The sequence below is a fragment of the Dysgonomonas mossii DSM 22836 genome, from assembly GCF_000213575.1.
Lineage (GTDB): Bacteria > Bacteroidota > Bacteroidia > Bacteroidales > Dysgonomonadaceae > Dysgonomonas > Dysgonomonas mossii.
Map to the genome: position 1 here is coordinate 298280 of NZ_GL892006.1, position 18589 is coordinate 316868.

Below are 18589 nucleotides of genomic sequence, written 5' to 3' on the forward strand. Positions count from 1 at the left end.
ATTTACAATATTAACGTTTTTTAAAAAATAAATAACATTCATTTACAAAAAAAATGCCTTTTCGCTATTATTATTTACGAAAAGGCACTGCCAGTAAGAGAATACAAAATTTACTATTTTACATTTTCTTTGATATATACATCAAAAATATCACTTCCCGAAGACTCTTCAAATATCGTGAGATCAAAATATTTGACGATACCAATAAAGTGATTTACTATTTCAGATAATATAAGTTCATAATCAGCCCATACAGTAGTATTAGTAAAGGTATATAGTTCTATTGGTAACCCTTGAGGTCCGGGAGGCAATTGTCTTACCAGCAAAGTGAGGTTCTTATCAATCCTCGGATGGTTGCGTAAATAATATATCCCATACTGAAGAAACAAATCGCTATTTGTTATCCGATACATATTCGACAACAAGCCCTCCCGTTTTGGCATCTTCGAAAATTCCTTTTGTTTAGCTGTGATATACTCTTTTAATCCATCAATCTCCTTATACCGCTCTAGTTCATCATCGGTTAAGAATCGTATTGTATTATGTTTTATGTTCAGAGCTCTACGAAAACGTCTCCCCCCCGAATCTTGCATTCCTCTCCAGTTTTGGAACGAGTCGGAAATCAAGGCATAAGTAGGTACGGTTGTTATTGTTTTATCAAAATTCCTGATTTTGACGGTTGTAAGGTTTATCTCTTCTACATTGCCATCTGCTCCATATTTGTTCATTGTAATCCAATCTCCGATTTGAACCATATTGTTAGTCGTAACCTGAATACTCCCCGCAAATCCCTTTATTGAATCTTGGAACAATAACATCAGAATAGCAGAAGCCGCTCCCATTGCTGCAAAGAATGTAGTAGCCGACTTGCCTGTGAGGATAGAGTAAATAACAACAGCTCCAAAAATAAACAATACGATTTGAACAACCTGAAAATAACTTTTCATAGGTTTATTATGGAAAGCCGGTTTTTCTTGCAAAACACCGCCAAATGACCTAACAATTGACATTATAATCCAGATAACCATGAACACCATATATACATCCGTAGCTTTAAGCATCGGGGTAATCATAGTATGGAAATCATAGAATACTACGGGAATCGTTCCTCTTACAAAAGAATAAGGGCCTATCAGCGCAAGGTAATGTGGCAACCTGTTTTCTATTGTATAATTAATAAAAGATAGTTTTGTTATATTAACCGCTCTATGAAAAACAAAAAGCAAAATTCTCCTTAACAAATATTGCAAGCACAATACTATTATTACAACTAATGCAAATAACACAATCAGCTTAGTATATATTATACCCTGTTCGGGAACGCCCAATCCTATCAAAAAGTCTTGTATCCATAGAGCAATTGTTTTGGTTATCGAACCTGCTTCAGTCTGTATCTCCTTTGAATCCATTTCTATCATTTTATTACTTCATTTGTATTAAAATCCACCTTCATACTTCGAAACATATAAATATATGAAATAATTCGACTTCTTCTAAAACTATTATCTCCTAAATTTTATAAAATTGCATGTTCACAACAAATATAAAAAGCCTAAATCTAACAAAAGTATATAGTATAAAAACTAAACAAACCTTAACCTTTTTTAAGATCGAACAAGAGATAGGCAAAGAAACAAAATTCATCAAATTTTCGTTAAGATTGTATTCTCCTTTCTTCGCTCGATCTATAATCAGACGATCTTCTATAAATCTTTTCCGAAAGAATAAAGCAAAGACACAGATAAGATTACACAACAAATGTGAATACAATATATCGCATCACTATTCTTATTAAACTATAAATAAACTATCTTTGCGCCTGAAAATTACTAATCGAAAAACAATATACTTATGAAACCAACCTTGTACGTACTTGCTGCAGGCATGGGAAGCCGTTATGGCGGATTGAAACAACTTGACGGTCTTGGTCCCAATGGCGAAACCATTATGGACTATTCGATCTACGATGCTCTTAGAGCCGGATTTGGAAAAATAGTCTTTGTTATCAGAAAAACATTTGATAAAGAATTTCGTGAAAAGATTATATCCAAATACGAAAAGCATATACCGGTAGAAGTAGTATATCAGGAATTGGACAACCTACCTGAGGGTTTTACACTACATCCCGACAGACAAAAGCCTTGGGGTACAAATCATGCTGTAATGATGGCTAAGGAGGTAATACACGAACCGTTTGCTGTGATCAATGCTGATGACTTCTACGGACGCGAAAGCTATGAAATACTAGCGAAACAATTGATAGCGATGAACGGCACAGAAAACCATTATTGCATGGTGGGATACCGATTAAGTAATACCTTGTCGGAAAGTGGAGCTGTGGCAAGAGGCGTTTGCGAAACAAATGACAATCATTTCCTTACCAGCATTGTAGAACGCACCCACATCGAACGCAAAGACGGTGTTATTCAGTACAAAGACGCAGAAAACTATTGGTTCGAATTACCCGAAAACGCTCCTGTTTCGATGAATATGTGGGGCTTCACTCCCGACTATTTCGAACATTCTGACAAGTACTTTGTTAAGTTCTTAGAGGCGAACGAAGGAAACCACAAAGCCGAATACTTTATCCCGTTGGTAGTAGATCATTTAATTTTGAACAAAACAGCAGACGTTAAGGTATTGGATACTCCATCCAAGTGGTTTGGTGTGACGTATGCAGAAGATAGAGATGGAGTAGTTGAGAAGCTTCAAAAGTTAGTAGAAAAAGGTGAATATCCGACTCCTTTATGGAAATAAACCTAAAAGGTTATTTTATACTATTTTGAAATCTTTTATCACTATTTTTTGTTACTTTTGCATAGTAATCTATAGGTGGGAACACGAATTAACGAGATTTGTACACCTTGGATAGCAAAAAGGCATGAATTTCAATAAATATTACATTATATAATAATAAATTTAACAACAATGGTAAGTTATAAAGACCTAGGATTAGTAAACACTAAAGAGATGTTTGCAAAAGCTGTAAAAGGAGGATATGCTATCCCTGCTTTCAATGTAAATAACATGGAACAATTGCAGGCTATCGTTCAGGCTGCTTCTGAAACAAAATCTCCGGTAATTGTTCAAGCATCAAAAGGTGCTCGTCAATATGCTAACCCTATTTTATTACGTTATATGCTACAGGGTGCTGTAGAATATGCTAAAAGTCTAGGTTGGGAAAAACCACAAATCGTGCTTCACTTAGACCACGGTGATACTTTCGAAACATGTAAAGACTGTATCGATTCAGGATTCTCTTCTGTAATGATAGACGGTTCTCACCTTCCATACGAAGAAAACATTGCTCTAACTAAGAAAGTTGTAGAATATGCACATCAGTTTGGTGTAACAGTTGAAGGCGAACTTGGAGTATTAGCAGGTGTAGAAGACGAAGTTGTTGCAGAACACCATACTTATACAAGACCTGAAGAAGTAGTAGACTTTGCTACAAGAACAGGTTGCGACTCTTTGGCTATCTCTATCGGTACTTCTCACGGAGCAAACAAATTTACTCCTGAACAATGTACAAGAGATGAGAAAGGTCACTTAGTTCCACCTCCATTGCGTTTCGACATCCTTGAAGCTATCGAAAAAGAACTTCCTGGATTCCCTATCGTTCTTCACGGAGCATCTTCTGTTCCTCAAGAAGAAGTAGCAACTATCAACAAATATGGCGGTGCACTTAAAGATGCAATCGGTATCCCGGAAGAACAACTTCGTAGAGCTGCAAAATCAGCTGTTTGCAAAATCAATATCGACTCTGACAGCCGTCTTGCTTTGACTGCTGCTGTTCGTGAAGTATTTGCAACTAAACCTGCTGAATTTGACCCACGTAAATATCTTGGACCAGCTCGCGACAATATGAAGAAACTATACAAACACAAAATTGAAGCTGTGTTAGGTAGTGCAGGAAAAGCTGAATAAAAAGACTTTTATATAGTAGAAAAAAGGTTGTCTATATTAGACAACCTTTTTTGTTTTGATCGACCTTGTACAAAATATTGTTTAAATATGAAACTACAGATTACAAAATTTGTAGTTTTTTTATTTATGTATAATTTTATCAAAAGCCATTATTATGAACATACAATAATACTCATTAATCAACAATTTCAGGCACAGGTATTTTCTTTTACCAACTCATTCAATAATCATAAGACGATCAACCGGGTGAATACGCTCTATTAAGTTAATAAGATGTCATAAAAATAACCTTTAAGAAGTAGTATCCCAATAATAAGCCTACTTTTCCATCCACTTGGGATTATGCTTTCCTATCTCACAAAATATCGGACAGTCTTCATCATGAGCTCCCGGTAAATAACCCGTACTCATCAGAAATTCATTTACAATTTCTCCTCCTGTAAATTTAAATGTCTTTTTGAAAAGCTTCACCCACTCTTCCTTTGTTTTGGGGTGATGTAAATCTAACCAGCCTTTGAAAGAGCCGAACTCCTTTTGCAACAGTAGAATCACATTCGCATTGTGTATAGCAGCATCTATTTTCAGTCGGTTTCTTATTATACCTGCATCATTGAGCAATCGGGTTCGCTCTTCATCTCCATAGCTTGCTACGGTAGTGATATCAAAGTTATTATAAGCACTCCTGAAGCCGGATTGCTTATTTAGTATTGTTTCCCAACTTAGCCCTGCTTGATTGATTTCAAGCACCAAACGCTCGAAAAGTTCATTATCATCATCGATAGGAAAACCATAGTGGTTGTCATGATACGTCCTATGCTGATCTTTTTCTCCGTGGGCGAGCCCTTTTATATAATCACAATAGCTCATTTTATTTCTTTCTATATTTCAACAAAAGTTCAGAATTGCTTATTCAGGCTGCAAAATAAGGATTTTCTTTGTTAATCCGTTGCGCTAGTATTAAATATTGAAATTTCGGTTCTCCAAATATATAAAAGTGACATATTCGCAAAAACACAAACGCTTAACTACACACAAGTTACAGCTAAAAAGTAACAAAAGTAACACTTTTCACTATATTTTCTCATGTTACCTTTTGGTGCTTCATCATACACTCAAGTGTACGAATCATAATATGTCAAAGACCCCTTATAATAGACAATTTTAGCATTAAAAAATAAAGATGCTATATTTGTAATACAACTGAAATAGAGATGGTAGAAATAAAACAAATAAAAGAAGTAACACCGGATATAGTATCAGCCTTCTCCCGACTGATGCCACAACTTGCTCCGCATTTGAAAGCTCCTCAGATGGAAGACTTAAGCCATATAGTTAATGATAAAAACAAATATATTTTTATCGCTTCCAATCCTCAGATAGTGGGAACAATCACTTTAGTAATCGTAAAGATACCATCGGGGACAAGAGCCTGGATAGAAGACGTTATTGTAGACCAACATGCCAGAGGACAATCCATTGGAGAAAAGATGCTACAGTACGTCATCGACTTTGCTAAAAAGCTGAATGTAGCAAGTATCAATCTCACTTCGAGCCCAAGCCGCATAGCAGCCAACAAGCTGTACCAGAAATTAGGGTTCAACCTCCGTGAAACAAATGTTTACAGAATAGATGTAGATTAAAGCTAGTTGACTTAAAAGGCAACTATAATTTCTATTAAGTAATTGGCAAAGAATAAGGACGTATTTGTTGTATTGCAAAAAAACTCTGTGTTACTCTTTTTACTCTGTGGTAAAAAATAAAGAAGAGCGATTGCGGCAACAATTCTGTTTTAGGACTTAAATGCTTATATCTTTATATATATACGTTTTTTATACAAGACATTGCCTACCAACCATGCTATAAAAACAAAAAGCACTGCAAAAATTAATGATCCGAAGTAATCACCCAATACAGGTTGCAAGAGATCGTTATATAAATAATATTTAGGATTAGTAGTTACTCCGTTGCTACTGAAATGTATACCATCGGCAATAGTAGCCATAACACCCGCTAAAACATAGATAAACAAAGGGTTTACTCCAAACGATTCGAAAAACACCGACCACTTCTTATACCCCTTCACATCGATAATCCATATAAGCAGCGATAAGAAAGTAGCACCCAATCCACATGTTGTAAGCTCAAATGTCGGAGACCATATCTTTTTATTTATAGGACAGCCGTAACTCAACAGAAAGCCCGAAAAAGTAAGTATTGCACCTATTATAAACAGGTGAAGCATCCTTTGTTGATTATCTTTTGTTTCCATCAGTATTTTCCCGCAATAAAAACCAATCAATACATGACACACAGCAGGAATAGTGCTTAAAATTCCTTCGGGATCGAGACCGAACTCTGTATACATATGATTCAGTCCCAGAATACTCTGATCTGTCACCGCAAGGATATTGTACCCTTCGGTAGCAAATCCGTTCCCGAAAAGTAAAAGCAAGAAATAGCCAACCAAACCAACTACAATTATATACGGTATATACTTATGTTTTATAAAGATAGCGATCAGAGATGTTATACCATAGGTAAGAGCCAATCGTTGCATTACGCCCAGAATACGCAGATGTTCAAAATTGGTGACGGATCTACCCAGCCGTTCCAAAAACCCTAGATTATCGGCAGCTAAAGCATGATATGTACCGAATGAAACACCCAACCAAGAAAGTCCCAGACCGATAAGAAATATAACGAATGTACGTTTCAGTATTTTTCTTAGCGTGGGCACAGAAAACTCAAAGTTGAACTTTCGTAACGAGATAAAGGTAGAAATACCCATAATGAACATGAAAAACGGAAAGATAAGGTCTGTAGGAGTTAATCCATTCCACTCGGCATGTCTTAACGGAGCATATATATGTCCCCATGATCCGGGGTTGTTCACAAGTATCATTCCGGCGATAGTTATACCCCTCAAAACATCGAGAGATAAAAGACGACTGCTAGCTTTTGCTTCCATTATATAGTTATTTCTAATAGTTTAGATCTAAAACAGCACAAATATAATAAACGAACAGAGTATACGAACAAAAGTCTATTTATTTTATGAACTGTTCCAAACTTTTCTTTTTTGTATCTCTTTGTCCTTTTGAACGTAGTAAAAATTATCGAGAACCTTCATTAACATTCAGAATGACAAATACATTAAAAAATATACAAAAAGAAAGTAATTTTATATACCTTTGAATAGCATTGATTTTACTTAAAATCATTCAATAATTTATTAACCTAAGCCCAATTCCAAATGAAATTTTCTCACAAAGCACTATTGATTATACTCTTCATTTTCATTGTATGCTCACACAGTAAGGCACAATCTGTTGCGCCTATAGAACTGAAAGTCATGAGTTTTAACATCTGGCATGGAGGAGGCTCTTCCATTGGTGCAACTGGCAAAGTTTTTGTAGAAAGCCAAGCCGATATAATTGGTATTCAGGAATCAACTCATAAAGAAAAAAATACAGCCGTTCATCTTGCCGATAGTCTGGGTTGGCATTCATACGTTTTCGAAGGACGAACCATCATTACAAAATATCCGATTGTAGATACCTCAGCAAACAATCATGGAGTAAAGATAAAGATCGATAAAGACCATTTTGTTTGGATGTTCAATGTTCATCTTATGTACTGCCCTTACGAACCTTACCAACTGAATGGCATAGAATATTGTGGCGGCCCTATACTCCACTCTGCCCAAGAAGCGATAGCCTCCGCAATTAAATCGAGAGGAAGCACTGTAGACTCAAATATTGCTGATATAATAGAAGTTAGAAAAGAGGGTTATCCGATATTTCTTACAGGCGATTTCAACGAGCCCTCGTATCTCGACTGGACAGCAAAAGCTGCTGATGCAGGACTCTGTAAAACAGCAGTTGAGTGGCCTTCTACAAAGGTATTTTCAGAAAAGGGCGGCATGAAAGATTCATATCGCACATTCTATCCTGATGAAGTGAGAAAGCCGGGACACACCTGGACTACACTGCCTGAAACTACTGCATATAAAGAAGTTCTCGACCGTATCGATTTCGTTCTTTTCTCGGGTGAAAAAATAGAGTTGAAAAATTCTCAGATTGTAGGAGAAGAAAGCCCTCTGAGTGATATCCGATTTAAAAATTATCCTTCAGATCATAGAGCTGTTTTAAGCACTTTTGTACTTAAGTAAGTTTAACGGGTTGTTTGTTGGCAGCCAGATATTTTACAGGAGATACTCCCATTATCTTTTTGAAAAGGCGAGAATAATAGTAAGGATCATCAAAACCAACCATAATTGATATCTGATTCACCTTCATTGTACTATTCAGCAAATAGTAACAAGAACGTTGCACCTTGAGTTGATTGAAATACTCCATCGGAGCAATACCCATGTTTTTATAAAACAACCGATAAAAATAAGAAACAGAATATCCAAAATGTCCTGCAATATCGGACAACTTCAGTTTATTCCCTATATTTTCGTTCATATAGTGCGTTGCCAAATGTATTAGAGAAGTTCCGTATTTGTTTTCCGTTGTAGGATTTCTATCTGTTTTTACGTACAAAATAGAACCCAGAAAATAAGCCAATCCAAAATTTGCATATTGCAGTGCACTATCATCATGCGCATCGAGCAAAACATTATATATATCCTCAAATAGTTTGACACGCTCGTCAATACGTAACGTATTTTCGGAATCCAAAGAAATTACCTTCCCATATATTTTCGAGAATAATTCAGATTTATAACCTTTGAAATGTATCCAATAAATTGACCATGAGTTCGACTCACTAGCACCATAGCTATGTGCTTTATTTGGGGGCAATATAACAAACTGATTCTCGCTCACAGCTTGTATTTTTCCATCCAGTTCGATCCATCCTCCACCCTTGGTACAATATATAAGAATATTTTCGGGACATCCCTCGGGCCTGTTTATATAATGATATTTTGCATTGGGAAAATATCCTAAGGAATGAAAATACAAATCATTCATCATTTGATTCTTACCCATCCTATCGACAATAAAGTATGGTAGTATTATACTCCATTGTCCCTGAAATCCATGTTTTATCTGCATCACTTCATTCTATTTTAGATATTAGATAAAAATAGCAATAATAATCCATCTTTTTAGCAAAATTAGTCTATCTTTTTTATTCTCAGCATTCACTATTTTTGTTTTAATATAATGAAAAATCAATTTTTAGATAAAACAAGCAGCAATTGTTCGAGACCTTAATTATCCATGAATTTTCATTTTCCTATTGATTAATTATAAACAAAATAAGCTATGAATCGCAAACAGTTTATTTCCCGCTTAGGTTCAATTGGCGTTGCTACAGTCGCCGCACCCATTATAGGAACATCACCTTTGGATGCTGCAATTTCGTCGGCTAATGTGAATGTTCTTTCTTCCGACAAAAAGATACGTGTAGGAATTATAGGATGTGGGAGTGTTTCGGGCATGTATCTGCCGCATTTAACAAAGTGTCCTTATGCAGAAGTAGTAAGTCTATGTGATATTATACCACAAAGAGCACAAGATGCAGCAAAAAAACACAACGTAAAAAACTGGTATCCACATATAGATAAGATGTTAGCTGGTGTACCATTCGACTTATTTGTGAATCTGACCGATATGCAGGAACATGGACGCCTAAATCGCATGGCGTTAAAGAGAAAGATAAACGTATGGAGCGAAAAACCAATGGCAAATACATACGCCGAAGGTCGTGAGCTATATGATCTAGCCAAAAGTCAAGGCGTACGTATTTGGGGAGCCCCTGCCGTTGTCAACAGCCCACAGTTTGCTTTTATGGCTAAGCAGGTCAACGAAGGGAAATTGGGGCGTATTGCTGCCGCACATGCTCACTATGGGCATCAAGGCCCTAACTGGTCAGCATTCTTCTTCGAAGAGGGAGGAGGTAGCCTTCCCGATCTGGGAGTGTATAATATATCTACGCTTACAGGACTTTTTGGCCCGGCTAAATCCATCGTTGCAATGACCAATATAGTAGACCCTACACGCAATACAGGAAACAAAGGACATATACAGGTTGTAGCCGAAGACAATGCCATGATTATTATGGAACATCAAAACAATGTATTATCACATATACAGTGCGGATTCAACTATTTTGATCCTTACGGACATGAAGGTACGGGACAAGAACGCCCTACAATATCTGTAGTAGGCTCTACCGGTAATATGCACATGATTGGTTACGACTGGAAGCCTTTTGGCATAGACATGGCTACAGTAGCCAATGAAAAAACACAACGTTTTGCTACCGAACGTGGTACATTCCTTTGGGAAGAAGGAGCTTCCGTTATTTGTGAATCCATAGCCACAGGTAAAGAACCTCTAATAGATGCCGAACACGCTTTACACGTACTAGAAATCATAGAGGCAGCTCGTTTATCTCAGGAAGAGGGTAAAAGAATTTCGTTAAAATCATCTTTCAAATGGCCTATTATCAACTGATGCACAATCCATTAAAACAAATACAATTATCTAAAAAAGAAAAAAACAATATATAAATTTGACAGAAGAACCATGAAAAATACTTTCTATTTTTTATTTGTATCTGCTCTTATGCTATCATTCGCATGTAGTAATAAAAAATCAGAGCAGTCTAACGAAAATACAAGTGCTACCGATCCGATGACACTGTACAGTGAAATTGATAGGACTTCTGCTCCTAATACCATTTCAGAAAAAGAAAAATCGAAGGGTTGGCAATTGCTTTTTGATGGAGCTACCGATAAGGGTTGGCACGGATACAACCAGAATGGCGTTCCTGAATGCTGGGCTGTAGAAGATGGTACGCTTACAATGAAAAGTACAGGAGGACAAGAAGAACAAGACCTTGTAACCGACAAAGAGTACAAAAGATTTGCTTTATCATTGGAATATAAGTTAACGAAGGGGGCAAATAGCGGAGTACTATTCCAGATAAAAGAAGATCCTAAATACAAATATGCGTATGAAACAGGCCCCGAGTTTCAGGTTATAGACCATGAGAATTGGCCTGACCGATTGGAAGGATGGCAAATAAATGGCTGCAACTATGCAATGTATGCACCTATGGAAACACCATATAAGACTTTAGGAGAATGGAATCAATTGATGCTGGTGGTAAAAGGCAATGACGTTACTCAGATTTTAAATGGAGTTGTAACCGTGAAGTACACAAAATATTCCGACGAATGGACAAAACTTCGTAACAGTGGAAAATGGTCAGACTTTCCGGACTACGGAAAATTCGATGAAGGGCATATTTCGCTACAAAATCACGGAACAAAAGTATGGTATAGAAATATTATGATCAAAAATCTTTAAACACCTGTGATATGACTTCTCGTAGAAATTTTATTAAAAAATCAGCCATAGCTGCTGCCGGTTTATACATTTTTCCATCAAACGTTATCAGCGGATTGGGACACAAAGCCCCTAGTGACAAACTTAATATAGTAGGTATAGGCGTAGGTGGAAAAGGACATCCTAACCTTGTAGGAATGAATACTGAAAATATAATAGGTCTTTGCGATGTAGACTGGGCTTATTCTAAAAACTGTTTTAATGACTTCCCGAAAGCCAAGCGTTACAAAGATTGGCGCAAAATGTTTGATGAAATAGGAAAAGAGATTGATGGTGTAATGATATCTACACCCGACCATACACATGCCATCATAGCAGCAACGGCATTAACGCTGAACAAACATGTTTACTGTCAAAAGCCATTAACACACTCAATATATGAAAGCCGTCTGCTAACACGTTTGGCTGCCAAACATAAGGTAGCTACTCAAATGGGAAACCAGGGAAATTCGGGCGATGGAGTACGTCAGGTCTGCGAATGGATATGGAATGGAGAAATAGGTGAAGTGCGCGAAGTGCATGCTTGGACAGACCGTCCGATATGGCCTCAAGGGTTACAACGCCCGAAAGAAGTAGTAAAAGTACCTTCAACCTTGGACTGGGACAACTTTATAGGGCCTGCTCCTTTTCGCCCTTACAATCCTGTATATACTCCTTGGAATTGGCGTGGTTGGTGGGATTTCGGTACGGGAGCTTTTGGCGATATGGCTTGCCATGTGCTCGACCCTATTTATCAATCGCTGAAACTCGGTTATCCGACGAAGATACAAGGCAGCTCTTCCCTTATTAATACCGAATCTCCACCTCAGAGCGAACAGGTAGAGTTTACATTCCCATCACGAGACAATATGCCTAAAGTAGCGATGCCCGAGGTAAAGGTGTATTGGTATGATGGCGGGCTTTTCCCTCATCGCCCCGATCTGCTCCCCGATGGAACCGATCTTATGAGAGACGGGCTTGGAGGCTGCTTATTCGTTGGCTCGAAAGATACGCTACTAACTGATTGCGGTGGATTTAATCCTCGCTTGCTATCGGGACGTACACCAAATGTTCCTCAAACCCTTCGACGTGTTCGGGGTGCTACAGGATATTCTGACGGATATCATGAGCAGGATTGGATCAGGGCGTGTAAAGAATCTGCAGACAGCAGGGTTGAAACATCAAGTAACTTCGGATACGCCGGGCCATTCAATGAAATGGTCTTACTAGGTGTTCTTGCCATACGCTTACAAAGCTTGAATAAAATTTTGAAATGGGATGGAGAAAAAATGATGTTTACAAATATAGGTGCAAACGAAGAATTGAAAATTGTCTCAAAAGACAGTTTCCGTGTAGAAGAGGGGCATCCACACTTTGAAAGAGAATATATAACATCAAATGCACAAGCCACCGCTGCTGAATACATAAAGCATACATATAGGGATGGATGGGCTTTGCCTGCGATGCCTTAAACTTAGACATCAAGAGTATGCCAAGTATGATTTAATCCGATAATATTCATATCTTTGGTATACTCTTATATTCTTTCATAAAAGAATATTATACGTACGAATCGAGAAAGTCCCAAATTATAACTACTTATTTTTAATACCAAACAATATGAAAAATTTAAAGCTATTATTATTACTCTTCTCATTATGTTTTATCGGATGTAAAGAAGGGGCAAAACAACCCGAATGGAAAATGGGTATTCAGACATATACATTTCACAAATTCACGCTGATGGAGACGCTCGACAAAACAAAAGATCTAGGTATCCACTATGCCGAAGCATTCTTCTCTCAGCCTTTGGGAAAGAATTTCCCTGATACAACTTATCTGAACTTTGATTTGTCGGAAGAAACAAAAGCACAACTAAAAAAGGAATTTAAAGACCGGGATATTACCTTATATGCCTTCGGTGTAGCATCGTATGACACGAATGAAGAATGGGAGCGGTTTTTCAGTTTTGCAAAAGATATGGGAGTACATACCGTAACATGTGAACCAAAATTGGAACAACTTGACTTTGTTGAACAACTTGCACTCAAATACAATATCGAAGTAGCCATACATAACCACCCCGAGCCTTCTGTCTATGCTAATCCGCATGTACTTGTAAAAGCCCTCGAAGGAAGAAATAAGATGATGGGCGTATGTGCCGATATCGGACACTGGAAAAGGACAGGAAACGACCCTATAGAGGCCCTTAAGAAGTTTGATGGACGAATAAAGGTTGTACACATGAAAGACCTGAACGAAGCAATGGAGGATACAACATGGGGAACAGGAGTATTGCAGGTAAAAGAAGTAATTAATGAACTGAAAAGACAAAACTTCAATGGGCTTATTTCTACCGAGTATGAAAGTTTTGGAGATTCTCAAATAAATGATATCAAGAAAAGTCTGGAATACTTTATGCTGAACTCAAAATAGCAGTGACAACGCAAAAGAAACAGTAAGGGTAAAAATAAGAAAAGAGCTGTATATTTTAACATACAGCTCTTTTCTTATTTTTGTAGTTGTCTCACAAGGATTCGAACCTTGAACGACTGAACCAAAATCAGTTGTGTTACCATTACACCATGAGACAATACCATTTGCTTCAAAAGCAGTGCAAAAGTAGAAGTTTTTTATTAATAAACAAAGCTTTTCGATATGTTTTTGTTGAATTTCTTATAAAAGAAGACGGGTCTCACTGGATTATTGACACAACAACATCTCTAATCATTTCATAGCCAATAAAAAAGAGGCTGCAATGAAATTACAGCCTCTTGCTAAAATATTTTGAATATTTTATCTTCCTTGTTCCAGTCTTAATGTAACTGTAGGTTGGTCGCATACTTCTGATGGTCCGAAAAACTGAATTGGTCCCGGATATACAAACTCTGTTCCAACAGCCCACTCTTCACGATGTGCAGCAAAATATTGGAATGGTGCTCCATCAAGTTTCACTAAAGCTTTCTGGATTACAGGTTTCATTTCGCCATGACGACGCTCCATATTCATCATCATTGTTACAGGCACACCTCCGGCAATCCATTCGCTAGCAGGCGCTGTTGTGTTGCGCACAGAAGACATATAACCGGTCTTACCTGCAGCGATAAGAGCAGCAGCAGTGTATCCTAACGAATAACAATAATCTGAATCGTAGTTTGACGGAGTTGCACAACGTCCTTCGTAACCGAAGAAGTGCTCCTGAGCAGCAAACTTACCTTTATATTTACCGGCAGCTTTCATTTCAGCCAGTTTATTACCTACCATTTCAGCTAGTAGCTTTTCTGTTTCGATAAGAGAAACCTGTACGTTTCCGTGAGGGTCACGATCTAAAGTCAACTGACGAGCTACACCCGAAGGCAGGCTTGCGAATATTTTCGCATTTTCGGCAGACAGGTTCTTTTGGATATATGCAAGCTGATCATCTTTAGGCACAGCATTGAATTCACGTTGATGATGTGCCAAGAAGTCATTCAATTCTGAAATAAGACCTTTCATTGCAGGAATAAATTCGATAAGACCTTCAGGAATCAATACTGTTCCGAAGTTATTACCATTTTCTGCACGTTTAGCTACAACATTTGCTATATCTGTAACGATATCATCCAAAGACAATTTTTGAGCTTCTACCTCTTCTGAAATAATACATACGTTTGGTTGTACCTGAAGAGCACATTCCAATGCGATATGAGAAGCAGAACGTCCCATTAGTTTGATAAAGTGCCAGTATTTGCGAGCAGAGTTACAGTCACGTTGTATATTACCGATAACTTCAGCATATACTTTACAAGCTGTGTCGAAACCGAATGATGTTTCTATCATTTCGTTTTTCAAGTCACCGTCAATTGTTTTCGGACAACCGATTACCTGAACACCTGCATTGATTTCTTTATAGTATTCAGCAAGCACACAAGCATTTGTATTCGAGTCGTCACCACCGATAATTACAAGAGCTTTTATATCTAGTTTTTTCAATATTTCAAGACCTTTGTCAAATTGCTCTTTGCTTTCGAGTTTTGTACGACCAGAACCGATAATATCAAAACCTCCTGTATTACGATATTCATCGATAATATCGGCTGTAAGTTCTTTATAATCATGATCAACCAAACCGCCCGGACCCATTAGGAATCCAAAAAGACGACTGCTCACATTCATATTTTTTATACCATCAAAAAGACCAGCGATAACATTGTGTCCACCGGGAGCTTGTCCTCCAGAAAGTATAACTCCTACATTGATAGCAGGTAAGTTTACTTTTTCTGAAGTTTCTACAAACTTGATAGTCGGCATCCCGTATGTATTAGGGAATAACTTTTTCACCTCTTCTTGATCTGCTACGGATTGAGTAGCTGCTCCTTCCTCAACTTTTACAGAGCCATACAATGCTTTTGGCATTTTAGGGTTATAAGCAGCTCTTGCAATTTGTAACGCACTTTTTTTCATTTGTTTTTATTGATTATATATAGTTTAATATTCTCATTTTTAAGGCATGCAAATTTCGTCATTTTTTTTGATATATGAAAGAGATTAATTCTCATCAAGGAGGATTTTTGCTAACCTCTTCTTATATTTTTACTTATTTTAAATTTTTGATATTTTTTAATGACTTTTTATTACTCTTTTCTACCTTAAAAGTTATTCTATTCGCATGCATATCATTTAGAGGCATTGAAACTTTCTTTTTGAAAGCAAAAACAAACAAAACAAAAGACAAAACAAATAATAAATATCATTTTTAACCATATTTAACTATGATATTGTAACTTTTTGTCACCAAACACGTCTTATATATAAAGAAACAAAAGTATCTTTGTATAACTAAATAAATAAAGCCATGAACCTAAAAAAATTATTATTATTCGCAGTTCTATTTTTATCATTGAGCATATATGCTAATGATCCGGAAACAGTGATGTTCAGCAATATAGAAACAACCGAAACAGGTTGTGTAAAGGAATTTTTGTTATGTGACAAAAATACAAACGCCCCTTTAACCAAGACGGTTTATAACTATGATGCTACCGGACGTATGCAAGAGAAAGCTACTTACGAATGGGATGGAGCAAAAGGTTGGATCGGTGTTCAAAAATATGAATATAGCTACGATAAAAACAATCAGCCAACAGCTCCTACCCTATACAAATGGGACAATAAATCTAGCAATTGGTCAAAAAAATAAAACTCTCCAATAGTGGGAAAGCGAAAGCCTTACATAAAAATTATGTGAGGCTTTTATTTTTCCATAACTACTCATTTGCAACCTTAACGCAAAAAGACAAAAGCATAAACTTCATGAAAATAACCATACTCCATACTCTTTCTTTGGATATATCATCGTATTTCTGAATAAAAAATGACCTTTTAAAAACTTTTTTATCTGTTCTATGTTTAAATATTAAAATATAACAGGAGAATGTGACGGTAAGAAAATGAGGAAAACCATTGAAGATTGTACAATCCTAAATTATTAGTACAAAGCCCACAAGGCTCAATCTAAGTCTTGGTACAGTAAAAAAAGGAGTCGAATAGAGTATTAAAAAAGAGAGAGATCATAAATATGGTCTCTTTTCGCTCATATAAATAATGAATGAATATAGCAACACAATATTCTGAATGATATACTTTTATACTCAAATACTTAAACAAGACTACCAAACCACATAATTAAATAAAATGGCTCTTGACTTTATTCTTATCACAATCGGAACAGTCCTTGTCATCATCGGAATTATCGGCTGTATCTTACCTGCCTTACCGGGAGTTCCGCTAAATTACATCGCAATTGTTTTGCTACAATTTACCTCCAAAACTAATTTCTCTACAGAATTTCTTGTTGCTTGGGGTATAATTATCATAATCGTACAACTATTAGACTATTACATCCCTATTTGGGGTACTAAGAAATTGGGAGGAGGTCCCTATGGTGTATGGGGAAGTGCTATAGGGATGATACTAGGTCTTTTCATCTTTCCTCCCTGGGGTTTTATTATCCTCCCTTTTGCCTGCGCAGTAGCAGGAGAAATATTGGACAATAAAGAGTTCAAAGTTGCACTTAAAGCGGGTTTTGGCGCTTTTGTCGGCTTCATAGCCGGAATCATAATGAAACTAACTGTTGCGATTATCCTGTCTTTCTTTTTCTTTAGAGAAGTTATCAGGTACTTTATCAACAACTAGGTATACAATTCAGGTTATAGCTATACTGTCCAACAACTGACACGTTTATCATCCATAATTATTCACGAACCAAATAAACAGAGCCAGTAAAATAAGACCCGCCGTAATAGCTAAAGCTATTTTGGCAGCACTATATGGCCTATCGCCCGTTACACGTCCCGTGCGTGCATTCACAAAGAAATGATATAGCTTGTTGTTATATGTATAGGACGACATATACACAGGCAACAATATCAATTTGAACTTCACGTCTCTAAAAGATGTCTTTTTGGAATGCACACGCTGTCTATCTCCTCCGATATCCTGATAGATAGCATAGTCGATATCCGACTCTATCTTACTTTTAGCAGCCGCATAGCCGGTTTGCATATTTATGTTATACTTCTCAGTAATAAAACCGCTAAGGAAGCGATTATCCGCCTCTACCATGTTCATCATATCCCAATTGCTGATCTCGGTCATCACTTGTGTTGTGATAATCTTAGATGCCGGAATCATAACATCGTCGAAGAACAAAGAAATATGCCCGCTTACATCACTCCAACGTGTACGTGTCTCGGTACGACGATTTTTACCGACTCCTACCGTGGTGGTATAATCATCGCCTCGTTCGCCGGTGTAATCCGTCTCGGTCTGAGCATCGTAAGTCCAACAAGGAATATAAACACCCTGTTGCCTACGATCGTACAAAGCCCTCGACTTTAATTTATTGGGAGCAAACCATCGTCTAGATATCCAAACAGACATATAGCTGCCGATCTCATTGTCAGAAATCTTGAATGGTAACAAGTACGACGGCTGAACAAGACGTTCCTCGTAGGCATCGGACTCAATAAGCGGTGTTGCACAATAAGGACACTCTACGGACTTCATACTTTCGTCGAAAGTAGATTCTGCGCCACAAGTACGGCAACTGATTACTTTGGTAGCCTTAGTATTTAGTGCCTCCGCTTGTTCTGCATAGGCATCAAAATCGAGCTCGTGAACATCATCTACCTTTTTACTATTGATGAGAGTATCCATTCCACAGTAATCGCAGTGAAGAAAATCTGTTCCCGGTTTGTATTTAAGAGCAGCGCCACATTGCGGACATTGATATGTGTCGCTGCCATTCAATGTAATCTGAACGTTATCCGCCATAT

Annotated in this window: 16 protein-coding genes and 1 tRNA gene; 10 read left to right on the forward strand and 7 right to left on the reverse strand. The window is 37.2% G+C overall.

Annotation, left to right across the window (positions count from 1 at the left end):
- Nucleotides 1-113: 113 nt before the first annotated feature.
- Nucleotides 114-1409: a mechanosensitive ion channel family protein gene (locus HMPREF9456_RS08180; RefSeq protein WP_006843026.1), complete on the reverse strand. Its 1296-nt coding sequence runs from the start codon at nt 1407-1409 to the stop codon at nt 114-116.
- A gap of 442 nt (nt 1410-1851) precedes the next feature.
- Here HMPREF9456_RS08180 and HMPREF9456_RS08190 point away from each other — a divergent pair, with 442 nt between their 5' ends.
- Both HMPREF9456_RS08190 and HMPREF9456_RS08195 read left to right on the forward strand, forming a co-directional pair.
- A complete protein-coding gene (locus HMPREF9456_RS08190; RefSeq protein WP_006843028.1) occupies nt 1852-2757 on the forward strand; it encodes a sugar phosphate nucleotidyltransferase in 906 nt (301 codons plus the stop codon).
- 171 nt (nt 2758-2928) lie between these two features.
- Nucleotides 2929-3927, forward strand: coding sequence for a class II fructose-bisphosphate aldolase (locus tag HMPREF9456_RS08195; protein ID WP_006843029.1), 999 nt, complete (start codon nt 2929-2931; stop codon nt 3925-3927).
- A 318-nt stretch (nt 3928-4245) separates the two neighbouring features.
- Here HMPREF9456_RS08195 and HMPREF9456_RS08200 read toward each other — a convergent pair whose 3' ends face one another.
- Nucleotides 4246-4794: a DNA-3-methyladenine glycosylase I gene (locus tag HMPREF9456_RS08200; RefSeq protein WP_006843031.1), complete on the reverse strand. Its 549-nt coding sequence runs from the start codon at nt 4792-4794 to the stop codon at nt 4246-4248.
- A gap of 344 nt (nt 4795-5138) precedes the next feature.
- Here HMPREF9456_RS08200 and HMPREF9456_RS08205 point away from each other — a divergent pair, with 344 nt between their 5' ends.
- Nucleotides 5139-5567, forward strand: a complete 429-nt coding sequence (locus tag HMPREF9456_RS08205; protein ID WP_006843032.1) for a GNAT family N-acetyltransferase — start codon at nt 5139-5141, stop codon at nt 5565-5567.
- Between the two features lie 164 nt (nt 5568-5731).
- Here HMPREF9456_RS08205 and HMPREF9456_RS08210 read toward each other — a convergent pair whose 3' ends face one another.
- Nucleotides 5732-6895, reverse strand: coding sequence for an acyltransferase family protein (locus HMPREF9456_RS08210; protein ID WP_006843033.1), 1164 nt, complete (start codon nt 6893-6895; stop codon nt 5732-5734).
- Between the two features lie 285 nt (nt 6896-7180).
- Here HMPREF9456_RS08210 and HMPREF9456_RS08215 point away from each other — a divergent pair, with 285 nt between their 5' ends.
- A complete protein-coding gene (locus HMPREF9456_RS08215) occupies nt 7181-8098 on the forward strand; it encodes an endonuclease/exonuclease/phosphatase family protein (protein ID WP_006843034.1) in 918 nt (305 codons plus the stop codon).
- On the opposite strand, the gene HMPREF9456_RS08220 is transcribed toward HMPREF9456_RS08215, so the two are convergent.
- Nucleotides 8091-8990, reverse strand: coding sequence for an AraC family transcriptional regulator (locus HMPREF9456_RS08220; RefSeq protein ID WP_006843035.1), 900 nt, complete (start codon nt 8988-8990; stop codon nt 8091-8093). The genes HMPREF9456_RS08215 and HMPREF9456_RS08220 overlap by 8 nt on opposite strands.
- A gap of 213 nt (nt 8991-9203) precedes the next feature.
- On the opposite strand from HMPREF9456_RS08220, the gene HMPREF9456_RS08225 reads away from it, so the two are divergent.
- The 4 genes from HMPREF9456_RS08225 (at nt 9204) to HMPREF9456_RS08240 (ending at nt 13709) form a co-directional block, all read left to right on the forward strand.
- On the forward strand, nt 9204-10397 hold the full coding sequence (locus tag HMPREF9456_RS08225) for a Gfo/Idh/MocA family protein (RefSeq protein ID WP_006843036.1): 1194 nt from the start codon (nt 9204-9206) through the stop codon (nt 10395-10397).
- Between the two features lie 72 nt (nt 10398-10469).
- Nucleotides 10470-11255, forward strand: a complete 786-nt coding sequence (locus HMPREF9456_RS08230; protein WP_006843037.1) for a 3-keto-disaccharide hydrolase — start codon at nt 10470-10472, stop codon at nt 11253-11255.
- A gap of 11 nt (nt 11256-11266) precedes the next feature.
- The gene (locus tag HMPREF9456_RS08235; RefSeq protein ID WP_006843038.1) at nt 11267-12745 is read left to right on the forward strand and encodes a Gfo/Idh/MocA family protein; all 1479 of its coding nucleotides are present in this window, start codon (nt 11267-11269) and stop codon (nt 12743-12745) included.
- Nucleotides 12746-12893: 148 nt separating this feature from the next.
- Complete coding sequence (locus HMPREF9456_RS08240) at nt 12894-13709, forward strand: sugar phosphate isomerase/epimerase family protein (protein ID WP_006843039.1); 816 nt, start codon at nt 12894-12896, stop codon at nt 13707-13709.
- An 86-nt stretch (nt 13710-13795) separates the two neighbouring features.
- Here the strand turns inward: HMPREF9456_RS08240 and HMPREF9456_RS08245 are convergent.
- Together HMPREF9456_RS08245 and HMPREF9456_RS08250 are read right to left on the reverse strand one after the other, a co-directional pair.
- Nucleotides 13796-13866: transfer RNA gene (locus tag HMPREF9456_RS08245), tRNA-Gln, on the reverse strand.
- A 203-nt stretch (nt 13867-14069) separates the two neighbouring features.
- A complete protein-coding gene (locus HMPREF9456_RS08250; RefSeq protein ID WP_006843040.1) occupies nt 14070-15716 on the reverse strand; it encodes a diphosphate--fructose-6-phosphate 1-phosphotransferase in 1647 nt (548 codons plus the stop codon).
- A 391-nt stretch (nt 15717-16107) separates the two neighbouring features.
- Between HMPREF9456_RS08250 and HMPREF9456_RS08260 the strand changes: the two genes are divergently transcribed.
- Both HMPREF9456_RS08260 and HMPREF9456_RS08265 read left to right on the forward strand, forming a co-directional pair.
- Nucleotides 16108-16452 carry a DUF3836 domain-containing protein gene (locus HMPREF9456_RS08260; RefSeq protein WP_006843041.1) on the forward strand — a complete coding sequence of 115 codons (345 nt, stop codon included), beginning with the start codon at nt 16108-16110 and terminating at the stop codon, nt 16450-16452.
- A gap of 494 nt (nt 16453-16946) precedes the next feature.
- Nucleotides 16947-17447 carry a DUF456 domain-containing protein gene (locus HMPREF9456_RS08265; RefSeq protein WP_006843042.1) on the forward strand — a complete coding sequence of 167 codons (501 nt, stop codon included), beginning with the start codon at nt 16947-16949 and terminating at the stop codon, nt 17445-17447.
- A gap of 48 nt (nt 17448-17495) precedes the next feature.
- Here HMPREF9456_RS08265 and HMPREF9456_RS08270 read toward each other — a convergent pair whose 3' ends face one another.
- Complete coding sequence (locus HMPREF9456_RS08270) at nt 17496-18587, reverse strand: TFIIB-type zinc ribbon-containing protein (protein WP_006843043.1); 1092 nt, start codon at nt 18585-18587, stop codon at nt 17496-17498.
- Nucleotides 18588-18589 lie beyond the last annotated feature (2 nt).

Bases quoted from the DNA above. Each gene is read 5' to 3' on its own strand.
- HMPREF9456_RS08265 (WP_006843042.1), top strand. From the start codon at position 16,947: ATGGCTCTTGACTTTATTCTTATCACAATCGGAACAGTCCTTGTCATC.
- HMPREF9456_RS08200 (WP_006843031.1), bottom strand. From the start codon at position 4,794: ATGAGCTATTGTGATTATATAAAAGGGCTCGCCCACGGAGAAAAAGAT.
- HMPREF9456_RS08195 (WP_006843029.1), top strand. From the start codon at position 2,929: ATGGTAAGTTATAAAGACCTAGGATTAGTAAACACTAAAGAGATGTTT.
- HMPREF9456_RS08220 (WP_006843035.1), bottom strand. From the start codon at position 8,990: ATGCAGATAAAACATGGATTTCAGGGACAATGGAGTATAATACTACCA.
- HMPREF9456_RS08180 (WP_006843026.1), bottom strand. From the start codon at position 1,409: ATGGATTCAAAGGAGATACAGACTGAAGCAGGTTCGATAACCAAAACA.
- HMPREF9456_RS08190 (WP_006843028.1), top strand. From the start codon at position 1,852: ATGAAACCAACCTTGTACGTACTTGCTGCAGGCATGGGAAGCCGTTAT.
- HMPREF9456_RS08225 (WP_006843036.1), top strand. From the start codon at position 9,204: ATGAATCGCAAACAGTTTATTTCCCGCTTAGGTTCAATTGGCGTTGCT.
- HMPREF9456_RS08230 (WP_006843037.1), top strand. From the start codon at position 10,470: ATGAAAAATACTTTCTATTTTTTATTTGTATCTGCTCTTATGCTATCA.
- HMPREF9456_RS08205 (WP_006843032.1), top strand. From the start codon at position 5,139: ATGGTAGAAATAAAACAAATAAAAGAAGTAACACCGGATATAGTATCA.
- HMPREF9456_RS08250 (WP_006843040.1), bottom strand. From the start codon at position 15,716: ATGAAAAAAAGTGCGTTACAAATTGCAAGAGCTGCTTATAACCCTAAA.
- HMPREF9456_RS08210 (WP_006843033.1), bottom strand. From the start codon at position 6,895: ATGGAAGCAAAAGCTAGCAGTCGTCTTTTATCTCTCGATGTTTTGAGG.
- HMPREF9456_RS08215 (WP_006843034.1), top strand. From the start codon at position 7,181: ATGAAATTTTCTCACAAAGCACTATTGATTATACTCTTCATTTTCATT.
- HMPREF9456_RS08235 (WP_006843038.1), top strand. From the start codon at position 11,267: ATGACTTCTCGTAGAAATTTTATTAAAAAATCAGCCATAGCTGCTGCC.
- HMPREF9456_RS08270 (WP_006843043.1), bottom strand. From the start codon at position 18,587: ATGGCGGATAACGTTCAGATTACATTGAATGGCAGCGACACATATCAA.
- HMPREF9456_RS08240 (WP_006843039.1), top strand. From the start codon at position 12,894: ATGAAAAATTTAAAGCTATTATTATTACTCTTCTCATTATGTTTTATC.
- HMPREF9456_RS08260 (WP_006843041.1), top strand. From the start codon at position 16,108: ATGAACCTAAAAAAATTATTATTATTCGCAGTTCTATTTTTATCATTG.